We start from the raw sequence: 15230 nt of genomic DNA, 5'->3' as shown, positions 1-15230 counted from the left end.
AGGAGAAGATTCGCATGCGATTTGCCGACATCATCGGACAGGAGGAGCTCAAGCGCCACCTCGTGCAGGGCATCGACTCGGGGCGCGTGAGCCACGCCCAGCTCTTCACGGGAAGCGCCGGACGGGGCGCGCTGGCGCTGGCCGTGGCCTACGTGCAGTACCTCTGCTGCCGCCACCGCCGCAACGGCGACTCGTGCGGCGAGTGTCCCGACTGCCGGCAGATTGCCGAACTGGCCCACCCCGACCTGCATCTGGTCTTCCCGGTCAACCGCCAGGGCAAGAAGTCGGGCGAGGCGGTGCGCAGCGACGAGTTTCTTCCCCTCTTCCGCGAACTCTTCACCCGCACCGGAGGCTACTTCTCGCCCCAGATGTGGTACGACAGCCTCGATTTGGGCAAGACGCTCAAGGGGATGATTTCGGCCCGCGAGGCCGACGACATCATCCGCAAGCTCTCCTTCAAGAGCTACGAGGCGGAGTACAAGACGATGCTCGTCTGGCTGCCCGAGACGATGAACGAGGAGGCGGCCAACAAGCTGCTCAAGATTCTCGAGGAGCCGTGGGAGCGGACCCTCTTCCTGCTGGTGAGCGAGCAGCCCGAGCTGCTGCTGCCGACCATCCTCTCGCGTACGCAGGAGGTCACCGTGCCGCGCCTCGAGCCGCGCGTGCTCGAGGAGGAGGCCTTCCGGCTGGGGGTCGACGACCCGCTGCGCGCCCGCAACATGGCGCGGCTGGCCGGGGGCGACCTGCTCGAGCTGCAGCGCCTGGCGGCGGGCGAGAGCGACACGCTGCGCCACGAAAACTTCACGCTCTTCTGCTCGCTCATGCGGCTGAGCTACAACAACCGCCACCTCGAGCTGCTGGGGTGGGCCGAGCAGGTGGCCGCCCTCACGCGCGAGCAGCAGCGGGCCTTCCTGCGCGACATGGCGCGGCTGCTGCGCGAGAGCTTCGTGCTCCACGCCGGCATCGACTCGGTCTGCTACCTCTGGGGCGAGGAGCTGGACTTCTGCCGCAAGTTCTGCCCCTATGTCGACTCGCACAACATCGAGCCGCTGGTGGCCCAGGTCGAGAGCGCCCAGGCGCAAATCTCGCAGAACGGCAACCCCACGATTGTCTTCACGCACTTCGCCCTCGCGGTGAGCAAAATGATAGGATTACGTTAACGTCAACGCTATGGAGTTATGGCACGTGTGGTATTTTTGACAGGAGGAAACGTCGGCGACGTAAAACGGCGCCTGCAACGGGCACAACAGTTGCTCAACGAACGGGTGGGGGCGGTGCTGCGCTGCTCGCACCGCTACGAGAGCGCCCCGTGGGGCTTCGAGGCCGAGGAGCGCTTCTCGAACCAGGCCATCGAGGTGACCACCGACCTCTCGCCGCTCGAGGTGCTCGACACCATCGAGCAGATTGAGAACGAGCTGGGGCGCAACCGCGCGGCCGAGGCCGTCGAGCGTGCCCGCACGGGGAGCCGCTACTGCTCGCGCCCAATCGACATCGACATCCTCTTCTACGACGACCGGGTGATTGACACCCCGCGCCTGGTGGTTCCCCACCCGCTTCTGGCCGAGCGGGAGTTCGCGCTGGTTCCGCTCTGCGAAATCATGCGCACGCGCCGCCATCCGGTCACGGGGCTCACGGTGGGCGAGATGCTCGCGGCGCTCAAACACGACAACGAACCGACGACATGCTGAACGGAAAACGACTCAGAATAACGGCCGCCCTCTGCCTCCTGGCAGCGCTGGGCGGATGCTTCAAGGATGTCTCCTACGACACCTCCTACGTGCTCAAGCCGCTGCTCCAGAGCGCCTCGGGCAGCGACGTGGAGGCGCTCGAGGGGACCCTTGCCTATGCCTTTGCGGCCGACACCTCCGAGTGGGAGGTGACGAGCTACGAGGATGCGCTGGCGGGCATCATCACCTCGCGGCGCGACCCCTCGCTCAAGGACAACGCGCCGCTGGCCACGGCCGAGCCCTACGAGGCCGAGGGGACACGCGGCTGGCTGACGATGCGCATCAGGCGGTCGAGCGCGCTGGTGGTGGCCGTCAACCCCGAGCTGCGCCTCTACGGCTACCGCCAGCAGGGCTTCGGCGAGAACATGCCGCGCCTCTACTCGACGGTGGTCTTCCGCCCCTGGAAGCAGAGCTACGACGAGTCGAAGTCGTGGTTCATGCGCAACGACTTCTACACCCCGCCGCTCGAGGCGCAGTACATCATCGAGCCCTACGTCGAGACCACCGAAGGGGCGACGCCCGAGCAGCTCACCGCGCTCAAGGCCTACGCCTATGCGGTCGACACCACCGACTGGAAGGTGGCCACCTACGACGACGCCACGCTGGGCATCATCACCTCGAAGTACGACGAGGAGGAGACCAAGCGCAACCCGATGGCCACGGCCTCGCGCGACTCCGGAACGGGCAACTTCACGATGACCGTCTCGGGCACGCCGCTGATGGTCATCGTCGCCGACACGCGCAACCGCCGCTACGCCTACAGCCGCCAGGACATCGACCTCTCGGGAGGCCCCTACTCGGCGCGGCTCACCTTCCGTCCGTGGCGCACCGACTCGGTCTATGTCGAGGACGGCTGGCGCTTCGTCAACAACTACGACCCCGAAGCCGAGCCCGAGACGACCCTCAAAACCAGACAACGATGAACGCCATGCCCCGACATACCCTGCGCGCCCTCCGGCTGGGCGTCCTGCTGCTCTTCGGCTCGACGCTGCTGAGCCGCTGCGCCACGATGATGACCCCCACGGGCGGCCCCAAGGATACGCTCCCGCCGGTCATCCTCACCATGACGCCCGACAACTACACGCGCAACGTACCCACCGTCCCCAAGGGGATGAAAATCTACATCGGCTTCGACGAGTTCGTCCAAATCAAGGACCAGCAGAAGGAGTTCTTCACCTCGCCGCAGATGAAGAAGAAGCCGACGCTGACGCTGCGCGGACGCGGGCTGGTCATCCAGCTGCGCGACACGCTGGAGCCCAACACCACCTATGCGCTCAACTTCGGCAGCGCCATCCAGGACAACAACGAGAACAACCCGCTCTACTCGATGCGCTACGTCTTCTCGACGGGCGACGAAATCGACTCGATGATACTCTCGGGCTACACGGCCGACAGCTACAAGACCGACTCCGTGTCGAAGAGCTTCATCTGGTTCTACCCGGCCGACTCGCTGGACGAGACCCCCGAGTACGACTCGACCATCTTCAACCGCAAGCCCTCGGTCATCGCCCGGGCCGAGACCAACGGCATCTTCATCGCCCAGAACCTCAAGCCCATCCCCTACCGGCTCTACGCCATCGAGGATACGAACGACAACCAGATGTACGAACCCGGAGTCGACCAGGTGGGCTTCATCGAGGAGCTGCAGAACCCGCTCGAGCTGCCCGACTTCGCCATCTGGTACGACTCGCTGCGCCGCTACGTGACGGCCGAGCCGCAGCTCTACTTCCGCATGTTCACCGACGTGGCCTTCCGCCGCCAGATGCTCTCCGAGACGGCCCGTCCGCTCCAGCACCAGGCGATGCTCTACTTCGCCTCGGCCCACCCGCGCATCGTGCGCATCCACTTCGACAGCATCCCCGACGAGCGGGTCATCATCGACCCCCAGACCGTGGGGCGCGATACGGTGGCGCTGTGGTTCAACATGCCCTCCGAGTCGCTTCCCGACACCATCCGCGGCACCATCACCTACTTCAAGCACGACTCCATCCGCCAGCTGCAGGAGGTGACCGAGGATTTGAAGCTCGCATGGCGCCTCGTCGAGACCAAGGCCGAGGAGCGCGAGCGCGAGAAGCTCGAACGCGAGAAGCGCAAGGCCGAGGAGGCGGGCGAGGAGTGGACCCCGCCGGCCGAGAAGAACCCCTTCGCCTGGAAGTTCGTCACCTCGGGCGAAATCAACCCCGAAGAGGACCTCGTCGTCGACTTCGACTACCCGCTGGCGCGGCTCGACTCGGCCTCGCTGGTGCTCACGCGCGACTACCCCGACAGCACCCACGAGGAGGTGCCGCTGCGCATCGTGCGCGACACGGCGCAGCTGCGCCGCTGGCACATCCGCACCGAGTGGGTTCCCGCCTCGAAGTATACGCTCACCATCCCCGCGGGGGCCATCACCGACATCGCCGGCTTCTCGAACGACTCCATCGTGGAGTCGCGCGCGACGATGGACCCCGAGAAGTTCTCGACGGTGAAAATCAACGTCGTGGCGCCCGACGACGGGACGCGCTACATCATCCAGATGCTCGACGGCGGCGGCAAGCTCAAGCAGGAGCGGCGCGACCTGAGCAGCGGCCTCTGCCAGTTCAACTACGTGCCGGCGGGCGACATCCGCTTCCGCGTCATCGAGGACAGGAACGGCAACGGCAAGTGGGATGCGGGCAACCTTGTCGAGCGGCGCCAGCCCGAGCGCACGGAGCTCTACGCCAACGACGACGGGGAGGACACCTTCACCACCAAGGCCAACTGGGAGATGGAGTTCACGATGGACATGTCGCGGATATTCGCCCCCGTGACGATGGAGTCGCTCATCCGCACGCTCGACGAGCGCGAGGAGCAGCGTCTGCGCCGCGAGGCCGAGAAGCTGGCCAAGGAGGGCGACAAGGGGCGCCGCGAGCGCGAGATGCAGGAGCGCCAGGCCAACCAGGAGCGCTTCAACAACACCATGAATACCACGGGCGGCATGTTCATGCGCTGACGCGCCCCCGCAGAGAGAGACCCAATGAAACGATTTGCAATCATCGGACTACTGACCGCGGCCCTGCTGGGCTGCGCAAGCGCGCGGGCGCAGCACACGCTGGGCTTCGTCGTGGGCTACGGCATGGGCAGCGCCCGTTTCCAGCCCACGCAGGAGACGCGCGGCGTGTGGGGCATGTACAGCGCCGGCCTGACGTGGCGCCACTACGGCAAGCAGCGCTTCGTGGGGGGCTTCGGCGCCGACCTGGAGTTCCTCCAGCAGGGCTTCTCGTTCGCCCTCAACGCCTCGCAGGTCGAGGACAAGAAGGACTACAGGTACTACACGCGTCGCGTCAACTCGGTAGTGCTGCCCATCGTCTGGCAGCCCCACGCCTACCTCTTCAAGCACCGCGTAAGGCTCTACCTCGAGGCGGCGGCCACCTTCTCCTACAACATCTCGTCGACCTACGAGGACGAGGTGCTGCGCGACGCCGGGCGCCCCGACTGGCGGGGCGACTACCCCTTCAAGGTCGAGCGCGACAACCGCTGGGGCTACGGCCTGGCCGGCGGCGCCGGCATCGCCATCCTCATCCGCCGCTTCGAGCTCAACCTGCGGGCCCGCTACTACTTCGGCTACTCGGACATCGTGCGCAACCGCAACAAGTATGCGGACAACACCACCGACGGCGCCGAGAACCCCTTCTGGGCCACGCCGCTGCGCTCGCCGATGGACAACCTCAACATCAGCATCGGCCTGAGCTACCGCTTCAACAAGGAGGGCTTCGACTCGTGGAACACGCCGCGCCGCAAACGCGAGAAGGCCGGCGTCGAATTCAGTTACGACAAGAAAAACAGATAACACCATGGAAACGACCCGTCAGCAGAAAATCGCCCGTCAGATTCAGAAGGACATCGCCGATATCTTCCAGAAGGAGGGGGCCGCGCTGGTCCGCGGGCTGCTCGTCACCGTCACGGCGGTGCGCGTCTCGCCCGACTTCAGCTACGCCAAAATCTACGTGAGCGTCTTCCCCTTCGAGAAGAGCCGCGAGCTCATGGAGCGTCTCGAGCACGAGAACTGGTTCGTGCGCCGGGCGCTGGGCCAGCGCATCCGCAACCAGCTGAAGAACGTCCCCGAACTGCAGTTCTTCCTCGACGACTCGCTCGAATACATCGAGCACATCGAGGAGGCGCTCAAACACTGACCCGACCGCTCCGCATCGCACCCCTCGCCGCCGCATGAACCTGCCCCGCCATATCGCCCGCCGCTACCTCTTCGCGCCCAAGTCCCACTCGGTCATCAACCTCATCGCGGGGCTGAGCGTCGTGGCCGTGGCCATGCCCGTGGCGGCGATGCTCATCCTGCTCTCGGTCTTCAACGGCTTCGAGAGCCTCATCCGGCAGATGGGCGGGGCCTTCGACGCCGACCTGACGCTCACGCCCGCCGCGGGGATGACCTTCGAAACGGCGAGGCTCGACACGGCGGCGCTGGCCGCCGCGCCGGGGGTCGAGGCCCTCTCGTTCATCCTCGAGCAGAACCTGCTGCTCGAGCGCCACGGCCGCCAGGCGGTGGCCACGCTGCGGGGGGCCGACGACGCCTACGCGAAGGTGCTGCCGCTCGACAGCATCGTGGCGGGGGGCGACGCACGGCTGCACGTGGGCGAGCTCGAACGGCTCGTCATCGGCCAGACGATGGCCTACACGCTGGGCATCCGCACGCTGGCCGACGCCGAGGTGACGCTCTACGCCCTGCGGCGGAGCTCCTTCTCGACGCTGCTGCCGCTCGACAGCTACACGCGGCAGCGCGAGCCGGTGGGGGGCGTCTACGTCCTCGACCTCGAAACCGAGCGGCGCTACGTGCTCGGCTCGCTGCACATGGCGCAGGAGTTGTTCAACTACCCGGGCCGCGCCTCGGCGCTGCTGCTGCGCACCGCGCCCGGGGCCGATGCCGAACAGGTGGCCGCCCGCGTGGCCCGCATCGCGGGCGACGACTTCCGGCTCCGCACGCGGGCCGAGATGCAGGCCTCGCTCTACCGCATCATGCGCTACGAGAAGTGGGGCATCTTCTTCATCTCGCTGCTGGTGCTCGTCATCGCCTCCTTCTCGATTGTCGGGGCGCTGGCGATGCTCATCGTCGAGAAGCGCGACGACGCCGCGACGCTCCGTGCGCTGGGGGCCGACACCTCCTTCCTGCGGAGGCTCTTCAGCGCCGAGGGGGCCCTCATCAGCGGCGCGGGGGCGCTGCTGGGCGTGGTGTTGGGCGTGGGCGCGACGCTGCTCCAGCAGCACTACGGCCTCATCCGCATCCCGGCCGAGAGCTTCCTGATGCAGAGCTACCCGGTCGAGTTCCGCTGGACGGACCTGGCGGCCGTCGCCGTGGCCTTCACCCTTGTGGCGGGGCTCATCACGCACCTCACCGTGCGCAGCATGATAAAACGTACCGAACCATGAAATACCGCATCCGACTGGCGGCGCTGCTGCTGCTCGGCCTGATGGCCGGAGCCTGCACGCGCCACAAAATCATCCCCGACGATGAGCTGGCGCTGATTTTCCACGACGCCTTCCTGACCAACGCCTACATCACCACGGAGCGGCTCCGCCTCGATTCGCTCGAGATTTACGAGCCGATTTTCGCCCGCTACGGCTACACGACCGAGGACGTGCAGTACACCATCGGCAACTTCTCGAAGCGCAAGAGCGCCCGCCTGGGCGACGTGGTCGAGGAGTCCATCCGCATACTCGAGGAGGAGGGCAAGCGCTACGAGCACGAGGTCTCCATCCTCGACACCATCGACAACGTGGCGCGGCGCACCTTCACGCGGCGCGTCTACACCGACTCGCTGGTGCGCGTGCGCACGCTGCGCGACACGGCGCGGCTCCACGTCCGCCTCGACACCCTCCTTGCGGGCGAATACGACCTCTCGGTCTGCTATACGGTCGACTCGCTCGACCGCAACCCCGGACTGCGGGGCTCGGCGTGGCTTGAGCGCCGCGACGGCAGCCGCACGGGGGGCTACACCTTCACGCTGCGCCGCGGCAAGGAGGAGCGCTTCTCGCGCCACTTCACCACCGACAGCACCACGCGCAGGCTGCACCTCAACCTCTTCCTGCCGCGCGAGGCGGCCGGGCGCCCCTCCGTCACCATGCGCGACCTGCGCATCGACTACACGCCCCCGACGGCGCAGGCCGTCGAGAGCCTCTACATCCGCCAACTCGACATCCGCATCTTCGCCGATGAATTCTTCCGCGCAGCCCATCCGGCGGATAGCCTCTAACCTGCTCTGGCAGCCGGGAGGCTTTCTGCGCCACCCGCTGGTGAGCATCGACGCCGGGGGGCGCATCCTCGGCGTGGAGCAGTGCGCCGAGCCCGACCGTCTGGCCGGCGTGGAGTTCTACGGCGGAGTGCTCCTCCCGGGGCTGGTCAACGCCCACTGCCACCTCGAACTGGCGCACCTGGCGGGGATGATTCCCGCGGGGTGCGGCTTCCGGGGCTTCATCCGCGCGCTGCGGGCCCACCGCCACGCCGTGAGCGGTGAGGAGCGCCACCGCGCAGCCGACCGCATCGACGCCGCCATGCGCAGCCGCGGCATCCGTGCCGTGGGCGACACCTCCAACGGGATGACCTCGTTCGCCACCAAGCGGCAAAGCGCACTGCGCTACCACACCTTCGCCGAGCTCTTCGGACTGCGGAGCAGCACCACGGAGCACCTCGCGCCGCTGCTCGCCGAGCCCGACACCTCGCCCACGCCCCACTCGCTCTACGCCGTGCAGGAGGCCCCCTTCGCGGCGCTTGCCCGCGAGGGCGACGCGCCCCTCTCGCTCCACTACCTCGAGACGCCCGACGAGAAGGAGCTCTTCCGCGGGAAGGGCGGGCTGTGGGAGTGGTACCGCAGCGAGGGGCTTTCGTGCGACTTCCTCCACTACGGCTCGCCGACGCGCCGGCTGGTCGAGCAGACGCCCCGCGACCGCTCGCTGCTGCTGGTCCACGCCACCTGCACGACGCAGGAGGATATCGACCAGCTGCGCGAACACTTCACCGCACCGCTCTACTGGTGCCTCTGCCCCACCTCGAACCGCCACATCTCGGGGCTTCGCCCGCCCGTCGAGCTGCTGCGGCGCAACGGCGCCCTCATCTGCCTGGGTACCGACTCGCCGGCCTCGAACCCCGCCATGTCGCTCTTCGAGGAGATGCGGCAGCTGGAGGAGGTACCGCTCGGGGAGCTCATCGCCTGGGCCACGCTCCACGGCGCCCGCGCGCTGGGGATGGAGCAGGAGCTGGGGAGCGTCGAGCCGGGCAAACGGCCGGGGCTCTGCCTGCTTTCGGGCATCGACTACGCCTCGATGCGTCTGGGCCCCTCCGCCCGCCTCCGCCCGCTGCTCTGAGCGAGGGAAGCGAGGGGAGCGAGGGGAGCGCCCGCACCGCCCCGAAAGGGCCGCCGCAGACCCGAAGCCGGCGCCGCACTGGAAAAGGACCGCCGCAGACCCGAGTACTACCCGCCTTCTCCACCCGCCGCTCCGAACGAGGAGGGCTCCCGCGCCGCCCGCCGCAAAAAGTCAACCCCGCACCCGGTTTTCGCCGCCTCCGCCTGCCGCAAAAGGACCCGCCGCATGCCCGGAGCCCACACCACCGCCCACCTCCGCCGCGACAGGTCGACCTCGCACTCGGTTTTCTTCTTCTTCGCCCGCTGCTCCGAACGAGGGGAGCGCCCGCACCAACCCGCTGCCCCGAACGAGGAGGGCTCCCGCGCCGCCCGCCGCAAAAAGTCGACCCCGCACCCGGTTTTCACCTCCGCCATCCGCCGCTCCGAGCGAGGAGGACGCCCGCGCCAACCCGCCGGAAAAGGGCCGCCGCAGCCCGAATCCTACCCGCCTTCTCCGTCCGCTATTCCGAACGCCCAAGGCCGGGGCGGAACAACCCCTTCCGCTTCCCCGGGTCCATCCGCCACCCCGGCTCCATCCACTCCCCCCCTGGCTCCTTATTATAAAAGAGTCACGCACGGCCGCTCCGCCTCCCCCCGCTCCTTTCCCCGCAGCTCCGTCCCGCTCCCCGCCATCGCCCCTGCCGGAATCGGGGTTGCACAAACCGGAATTCCGGTCATCCCCCGCAGCGCACAAAGCGCTATCTTTGCACCGTCGGACCCATCGCCCGACATCCGAATACCATGGCAGACATCTTCGAACGCATGAAAGCGGGCGAGCTCATCCTCGACAGCGACCCCGAATATCCCCGCCTCTACGAGGCGCTGCTGCGCGGCATGCGCATCACCGGCGAACTCAACTCCTCCTACCGCACCCCCGCCGAGGTGCGCGCCGCCCTGAGCGAGCTGACCGGCCAGCAACTCGACGACTCGGTATGGGTCGTTCCCCCGTTCCACACCGACTTCGGACAGTTCATCCGCTTCGGCCGGGGCGTCTTCGTCAACAACGGCTGCACCTTCATGGACCGCGGCGGCATCACCCTTGAGGAGGGGGTCTTCATCGGCCCCAACGTCAACCTCATCACCGAGAACCATGCCGAGGAGCCCGAGCTGCGCCACAACGTCTACGGGCGGCCGATTCTCATCCGCCGCAACGCCTGGATAGGGGCCTGCTCGGTGGTGCTTCCGGGGGTCACCATCGGTGAGAACGCCATCGTGGGGGCCGGTTCGGTGGTCACGCACGACGTCCCGGCCGACACCATTGTGGCGGGCAATCCGGCGCGCGTCATCCGCCCGATTCGCAAGTAGCAAGGGCCCGGAACGGGAGGCGGTGGGCCCGAGCCCGGGGACAGAACCCGGGAACAAAACCCGGGGCCCGATGGAGCCGGGAATCGGAACCGGCTTCGGAAAGAGGCCCGAATCGGTCCCCACGGAGCCGGGAACAGGCCCGGGAGCCAACCGGAGCCCGTACCCGCCCGATGAATCACCCCGCGCCGATGCCGGCCCTTCGGTCCGCAACCCGCATGCGGCATCCCTCACCCCGGCTTCAGCCGGGGTTTTTCGCAATGAGAGCCGCCCGAACGCACCGCAGACCTCGCAGAAGCCGTCGCACCCGCCCCGCCGCCGGAAAATCGCCCCGCCGTCCGACCCCGGAAAAACCCATCCGACCCCGGGGAAACCCGTCCGAGCCCCGGGAAGCCCCTGCCNTATGTTCTTACCCGTTCACCTAACCTCACTGACCTCGCCTCCCCTATTCGTCGGCAGCGTCAGATTGCAATAAGCGACAGCACCCGGCCCCCTGCGCCCGCCAGAGAAACGGAAGCCCGCACCGCACCCCGCCAACCATTCCGGACCCTCGACACCGCCCTTCGCAATCCACCGGCCTCACCCGCACCGGGGAACCGCCTTACGCCGCACCCCCATGCCACACCGCTCCGGCACCCCTCCAACCGCTCCGTCCCCCTCGCAACAGCGCCTCACCTGCGCCGGAGAACCGCCCCGCTGCGGGGAACCTCTCCGCCCCCACAGCATCCACGCGCCGCAACACCCTCCCGTGCGACCTTTTCCGTTCACGAAAAAGAGCCCTAACGTTTGCAGATAAGCTTTTACGTGCCGAAATTCGAACTTCCGGCAACCCCAATCTTCGCATTCATGAAAAGTTTAGGCATAGACATCGGCTCCTCTTCGGTGAAGGTGTCGCTAATGGACATTGAAACGGGCGCCTGCGTCGCCTCGACCAACCCCGACTTCGACGCCGCAGCCCGCGCCATGCTGCAAATCAAGAATGCGCTGGACGCCACCATCGAGCTGGGCGGTCAGTGCTACGTCTTCTGGGGCGGCCGCGAGGGCTACATGTCGCTGCTGAACACCGACATGAAGCGCGAGAAGGAGCACATGGCCACGATGCTGCGCATGGCCCGCGACTACGCCCGCTCGAAGGGCTTCAAGGGTACGTTCCTCGTCGAGCCCAAGCCCATGGAGCCGATGAAGCAACCAGTACGACGCCGACACGGAGACGGTCATCGGCTTCCTGCGCGCCCACGGCCTGGACAAGGACTTCATGGTCAACATCGAGGTGAACCACGCCACGCTGGCCGGCCACACCTTCGAGCACGAGCTGCAGTGCGCCGTCGACGCCGGCATGCTGGGTTCGATTGACGCCAACCGCGGCGACTACCAGAACGGCTGGGACACGGACCAGTTCCCGATTGACCTCTACGAGATGGTTCAGGCCATGATGGTCATCCTGCGCGGCGGCGGTCTGAAGGCCGGCGGCACGAACTTCGACGCCAAGACGCGCCGCAACTCGACCGACCTGGAGGATATCTTCATCGCCCACATCTCGGCCATGGATGTCATGGCGCGCGCTGCTCATCGCCGCCGACATCCTCGACAACTCGCCCTACGAGAAGATGCTCCGGGAGCGCTACGCCTCCTACGATTCGGGCGAAGGCAAGCTCTTCGAGGAGGGCCGCCTGACGCTCGAGCAGGTTGCCGAGTACGCCCGCACGCATGAACCCGTGCAGCGCAGCGGCAAGCAGGAGCTCTACGAGGCCATCGTCAACATGTACGCATAACCACACCCGGCGACCCGCCGGTATCCTGCCCGGAGCGCTCCGCCGCATGCGGAGCGCCTTCCGACAAGCTGTTCCGCCCCCGCCGCACCGCCCCCTCACCCGGGGAGCCCCGTGCGGCGGGCGAACGGCGTGTCGGTACCGGATGCGTCGCCCCGCCAAAACCAACCCCTCGACAATGACCTCGGAACCCAAAACGGGGAGCCGCCTCTACCTGCTCTCCATCGTCATGGTCGCCGTCATCGGCGGCCTGCTCTTCGGCTACGATACGGCCGTAGTCTCGGGTGCCGAACAGGCGCTCGACCAATTCTTCCGCACGGCGCGCGACTTTGACTACACGCCGTGGCTGCACGGCTTCACCGCCTCGAGCGCCCTGCTGGGCTGCATCATCGGCGGCGCCATCTCGGGCTTCTGCGCCTCGCGGCTGGGCCGCAAGCGCTCGCTCATCGTGGCCGCCGTGCTCTTCTTCGTCTCGGCCGTCGGGTCGTGGTGGCCCGAAAGCGGCATCCTGCCCTACGGCGAAGCCTCGCGCGCGCTGCTCATATCGTTCAACTTCTACCGCATCATCGGCGGCGTGGGCGTCGGCCTGGCTTCGGCCCTGTGCCCGATGTACATCGCCGAAATCTCACCGGCACGCATCCGCGGCACGCTCGTCTCGTGCAACCAGTTCGCCATCATCTTCGGCATGCTGGTGGTCTACTTCGTCAACTACCTCATCCACAACAACCTGGGCGACACCGCCGAGGCCATCCAGACGGCCATGGTCGCCGTCGGCTGGCGGCGGATGTTCCTCTCGGAGGCCTTTCCCGCAGGCGCCTTCCTGCTGCTCATCCTGCTCGTCCCCGAGACGCCGCGCTACCTCGCCCTCAAGGGGGACGACCGGCGCGCCTTCGCCGTTCTGGAGCGCATCAACGGCACCTCGGAGGCACACTCGATTCTGGCCGACATCAAGTCGACGGTCCACGAGCGGCGCGAGCGGCTCTTCGCCTACGGAGGCATGGTCATCGCCGTGGGCGTGCTGCTCTCGTTCTTCCAGCAGGCCATCGGCATCAACGTGGTGCTCTACTACGCGCCGCGCATCTTCGCCAACATGGGAGCCACGGGCGACGCCTCGATGCTCCAGACGGTCGTCATGGGTGTGGTCAACATCATCTTCACGGTGGTGGCCATCTTCACGGTCGACAAGGTGGGACGCAAGCCGCTGCTGATGATTGGCTCGACGGGCATGATGATAGGCATGCTGGCCCTCGCCGTGCTGTCGTTCACCGACGCCATCGGCCTTGCGGCGCTCGTCTTCATCATCCTCTACACCGCCTCGTTCATGATGTCGTGGGGCCCCATCTGCTGGGTGCTCATCTCGGAGATTTTCCCCAACACGATTCGCTCGCAGGCCGTAGCCATCGCCGTGGCGGCGCAGTGGGTCTCGAACTTCCTGGTTTCGGCCACCTTCCCGTCGCTGAGCGGCTGGAGCGTGGGGGGCACCTACTGCATCTACGCCTTCATGTCGCTCCTGTCGGCCCTCTGGCGCAAGTAATGACCCCAGAGCCCGCCGTCCGGGCCCTTTCCCGGACAGACCCGGCTCTGAGAGGACCCGGCCAGCGCCGAACGGGGCCCCAACGATTCCCGGGCCGTTCCCAAAGCCTCCGGGCCGCGGATTCGACCCGCTCTTCAACGAAAACCCCTGTCCGCATGGTTGCGGACAGGGGTTTTTGTCTTATCCGGAGCGCAGGATTTCATCCGACCGGGCCGTTCCGCTTCCGGACGCCCGCCTTTCACACGCGGGAGACGGGGTGCCTCACCCGGCCGCTCCCGGCCACACACGGCCGCCCGGCCGCACCCGCGACAGCGACAGCGACGGCGCCGTCAATCGCCCTGCAACAGGCGGTCGAGCAGCCGGTAGAAAGCCTCGCCCGACCCCTTGAAGCACGCCAGCACCCGCCCCTCGGGCGACAGGACAACCTTGAACGGATAGGCCGTCACGCCGTAGCGCACCTCCGTGGTTCCGTCGTGCGAGAAAACCTGCAGCCACGGCATCCGATTCTTCGCCACAGCGGCCCGCCACCGCTCCTGCCTGTCGTTGCAGGCCACGCCGACAATCTCCAGCCGCTCCCCATAGCGGCGACAGTACTCCTCCAGGGTGGGGAATTCCCGAATGCACCACGAGCACCACGACCCCCAGAAGTCGACGACCACATACTTGCCCCGTCCGAAAAGAGCGCTCAGCCGGAACTCCTCGCCGTTGATGTCCTTCAGCGTAAAGTCCGGCGCAGGGCGCCCCACCTCCAGCTCCGGCCTCGCGGCTGCGGCCACCTGCTGCTCCCGGGCCACGCGGGAGAAGATGGACTCTATCACGTCGATGTAGCTTCTGAAACGCCCGTTCCGCACCTCGGGCGAGAGCCTCCGGATGGCGGGCAGTATCTCCGTATAGTTCTGGTTGAGCAGGAGCACGGCCGAAAGCTCGTCGTCGGTATGGCTGCTCAGGTATCGGCCGGCAACCACCCACAACCGCCTGTTTATGGCGAGATTGGCCGCCTTGCGGATGCTGTCGGCCTCCGTGCGGTCGAGCCCCCCGGCCACATCCCGCTCATACCGGGCCCGCACGGCGTCAAACTCCCGGTAGAAGGGTACCAGCTGCTGCCGGAGGCTGTCGAACCGCTGATAGAAGGCCGAGCCCCCGATGCGCCAGTCGCTGGCGGAGGCAAAGGGGCCCTCCACCTCCGCACGCTCGCCGGGGACGAAAAAGAGAGACTCCTTCCCACCGGTCGAGCGAACGGCCAGAGAGGCCTGGCAGGCCTGCACCAGCGAGCATTCATAGGTGAAGAGACCCTCGCCATCGACGGGAACAGCGGCATTCACCACCCTCTTTTCCGGTTCGCGCACGACGTACTCTATCCGCAGCGTATCGTTCGCAACATCGGTAAAACGCCCCCTGAGCGTAAAATTGCGGGCCGACAGATTCAGGGCCATGGTCGCCAGCAGGGCCACAGCGAGTGCAACTCCTTTCATTCTCTACGATTTTTTGTTCGTTCCACGATTGCCACCCGGCGCCTGCCGGAGAGACTTCC

At 66.8% G+C, this 15230-nt stretch carries 12 protein-coding genes and 1 pseudogene; 12 read left to right on the top strand and 1 reads right to left on the bottom strand.

Translation table 11 applies throughout. The features are described from left to right. Positions 1–14: 14 nt before the first annotated feature. The 12 genes and pseudogenes from C8267_RS09535 to xylE all read left to right on the top strand — a co-directional run bounded on the left by C8267_RS09535 (position 15) and on the right by xylE (position 13699). A complete protein-coding gene (locus C8267_RS09535) occupies positions 15–1160 on the top strand; it encodes a DNA polymerase III subunit (protein ID WP_106634462.1) in 1146 nt (381 codons plus the stop codon). Between the two features lie 18 nt (positions 1161–1178). Beyond that, positions 1179–1688 carry a 2-amino-4-hydroxy-6-hydroxymethyldihydropteridine diphosphokinase gene (folK, locus tag C8267_RS09530; RefSeq protein ID WP_087362000.1) on the top strand — a complete coding sequence of 170 codons (510 nt, stop codon included), beginning with the start codon at positions 1179–1181 and terminating at the stop codon, positions 1686–1688. Continuing rightward, a complete protein-coding gene (locus C8267_RS09525) occupies positions 1682–2650 on the top strand; it encodes a hypothetical protein (RefSeq protein ID WP_106634461.1) in 969 nt (322 codons plus the stop codon). The genes folK and C8267_RS09525 overlap by 7 nt, the downstream gene beginning before the upstream one ends. A gap of 5 nt (positions 2651–2655) precedes the next feature. Then, positions 2656–4698, top strand: coding sequence for an Ig-like domain-containing protein (locus C8267_RS09520; protein WP_442778181.1), 2043 nt, complete (start codon positions 2656–2658; stop codon positions 4696–4698). 24 nt (positions 4699–4722) lie between these two features. Beyond that, positions 4723–5535 (top strand): porin family protein, encoded by an 813-nt coding sequence (locus tag C8267_RS09515; protein ID WP_087361997.1) that lies wholly within the window; start codon positions 4723–4725, stop codon positions 5533–5535. A gap of 4 nt (positions 5536–5539) precedes the next feature. Continuing rightward, positions 5540–5878, top strand: coding sequence for a 30S ribosome-binding factor RbfA (gene rbfA, locus C8267_RS09510; RefSeq protein WP_087361996.1), 339 nt, complete (start codon positions 5540–5542; stop codon positions 5876–5878). 34 nt (positions 5879–5912) lie between these two features. After that, positions 5913–7124 (top strand): FtsX-like permease family protein, encoded by a 1212-nt coding sequence (locus C8267_RS09505; RefSeq protein ID WP_087361995.1) that lies wholly within the window; start codon positions 5913–5915, stop codon positions 7122–7124. After that, positions 7121–7948: a DUF4296 domain-containing protein gene (locus C8267_RS09500; RefSeq protein ID WP_106634460.1), complete on the top strand. Its 828-nt coding sequence runs from the start codon at positions 7121–7123 to the stop codon at positions 7946–7948. The genes C8267_RS09505 and C8267_RS09500 overlap by 4 nt, the downstream gene beginning before the upstream one ends. Next, positions 7908–9056 carry an amidohydrolase family protein gene (locus tag C8267_RS09495; protein WP_106634459.1) on the top strand — a complete coding sequence of 383 codons (1149 nt, stop codon included), beginning with the start codon at positions 7908–7910 and terminating at the stop codon, positions 9054–9056. The genes C8267_RS09500 and C8267_RS09495 overlap by 41 nt, the downstream gene beginning before the upstream one ends. 779 nt (positions 9057–9835) lie before the next feature. Next, complete coding sequence (locus tag C8267_RS09485; RefSeq protein WP_087361991.1) at positions 9836–10399, top strand: sugar O-acetyltransferase; 564 nt, start codon at positions 9836–9838, stop codon at positions 10397–10399. 921 nt (positions 10400–11320) lie between these two features. Continuing rightward, positions 11321–12168, top strand: a pseudogene (locus tag C8267_RS09480) (xylose isomerase); the annotation flags it as partial. 142 nt (positions 12169–12310) lie between these two features. Continuing rightward, positions 12311–13699 (top strand): D-xylose transporter XylE, encoded by a 1389-nt coding sequence (xylE, locus tag C8267_RS09475; protein WP_106634457.1) that lies wholly within the window; start codon positions 12311–12313, stop codon positions 13697–13699. Between the two features lie 329 nt (positions 13700–14028). Here xylE and C8267_RS09470 read toward each other — a convergent pair whose 3' ends face one another. After that, the gene (locus C8267_RS09470) at positions 14029–15171 is read right to left on the bottom strand and encodes a TlpA family protein disulfide reductase (RefSeq protein ID WP_106634456.1); all 1143 of its coding nucleotides are present in this window, start codon (positions 15169–15171) and stop codon (positions 14029–14031) included. Between the last annotated feature and the right edge of the window lie 59 nt (positions 15172–15230).

It is taken from the genome of Alistipes sp. Marseille-P5061 (genome assembly GCF_900290115.1).
Taxonomy (GTDB): domain Bacteria; phylum Bacteroidota; class Bacteroidia; order Bacteroidales; family Rikenellaceae; genus Alistipes; species Alistipes excrementigallinarum.
Note: the sequence above shows the minus strand (reverse complement) of the source record. Positions and strands in the feature narration are given on the sequence as shown.

Coding starts and splice junctions, on each gene's coding strand:
- C8267_RS09535 (WP_106634462.1), top strand. CDS start 15: ATGCGATTTGCCGACATCATCGGACAGGAGGAGCTCAAGCGCCACCTC.
- folK (WP_087362000.1), top strand. CDS start 1,179: ATGGCACGTGTGGTATTTTTGACAGGAGGAAACGTCGGCGACGTAAAA.
- C8267_RS09525 (WP_106634461.1), top strand. CDS start 1,682: ATGCTGAACGGAAAACGACTCAGAATAACGGCCGCCCTCTGCCTCCTG.
- C8267_RS09520 (WP_442778181.1), top strand. CDS start 2,656: ATGCCCCGACATACCCTGCGCGCCCTCCGGCTGGGCGTCCTGCTGCTC.
- C8267_RS09515 (WP_087361997.1), top strand. CDS start 4,723: ATGAAACGATTTGCAATCATCGGACTACTGACCGCGGCCCTGCTGGGC.
- rbfA (WP_087361996.1), top strand. CDS start 5,540: ATGGAAACGACCCGTCAGCAGAAAATCGCCCGTCAGATTCAGAAGGAC.
- C8267_RS09505 (WP_087361995.1), top strand. CDS start 5,913: ATGAACCTGCCCCGCCATATCGCCCGCCGCTACCTCTTCGCGCCCAAG.
- C8267_RS09500 (WP_106634460.1), top strand. CDS start 7,121: ATGAAATACCGCATCCGACTGGCGGCGCTGCTGCTGCTCGGCCTGATG.
- C8267_RS09495 (WP_106634459.1), top strand. CDS start 7,908: ATGAATTCTTCCGCGCAGCCCATCCGGCGGATAGCCTCTAACCTGCTC.
- C8267_RS09485 (WP_087361991.1), top strand. CDS start 9,836: ATGGCAGACATCTTCGAACGCATGAAAGCGGGCGAGCTCATCCTCGAC.
- xylE (WP_106634457.1), top strand. CDS start 12,311: ATGCGTCGCCCCGCCAAAACCAACCCCTCGACAATGACCTCGGAACCC.
- C8267_RS09470 (WP_106634456.1), bottom strand. CDS start 15,171: ATGAAAGGAGTTGCACTCGCTGTGGCCCTGCTGGCGACCATGGCCCTG.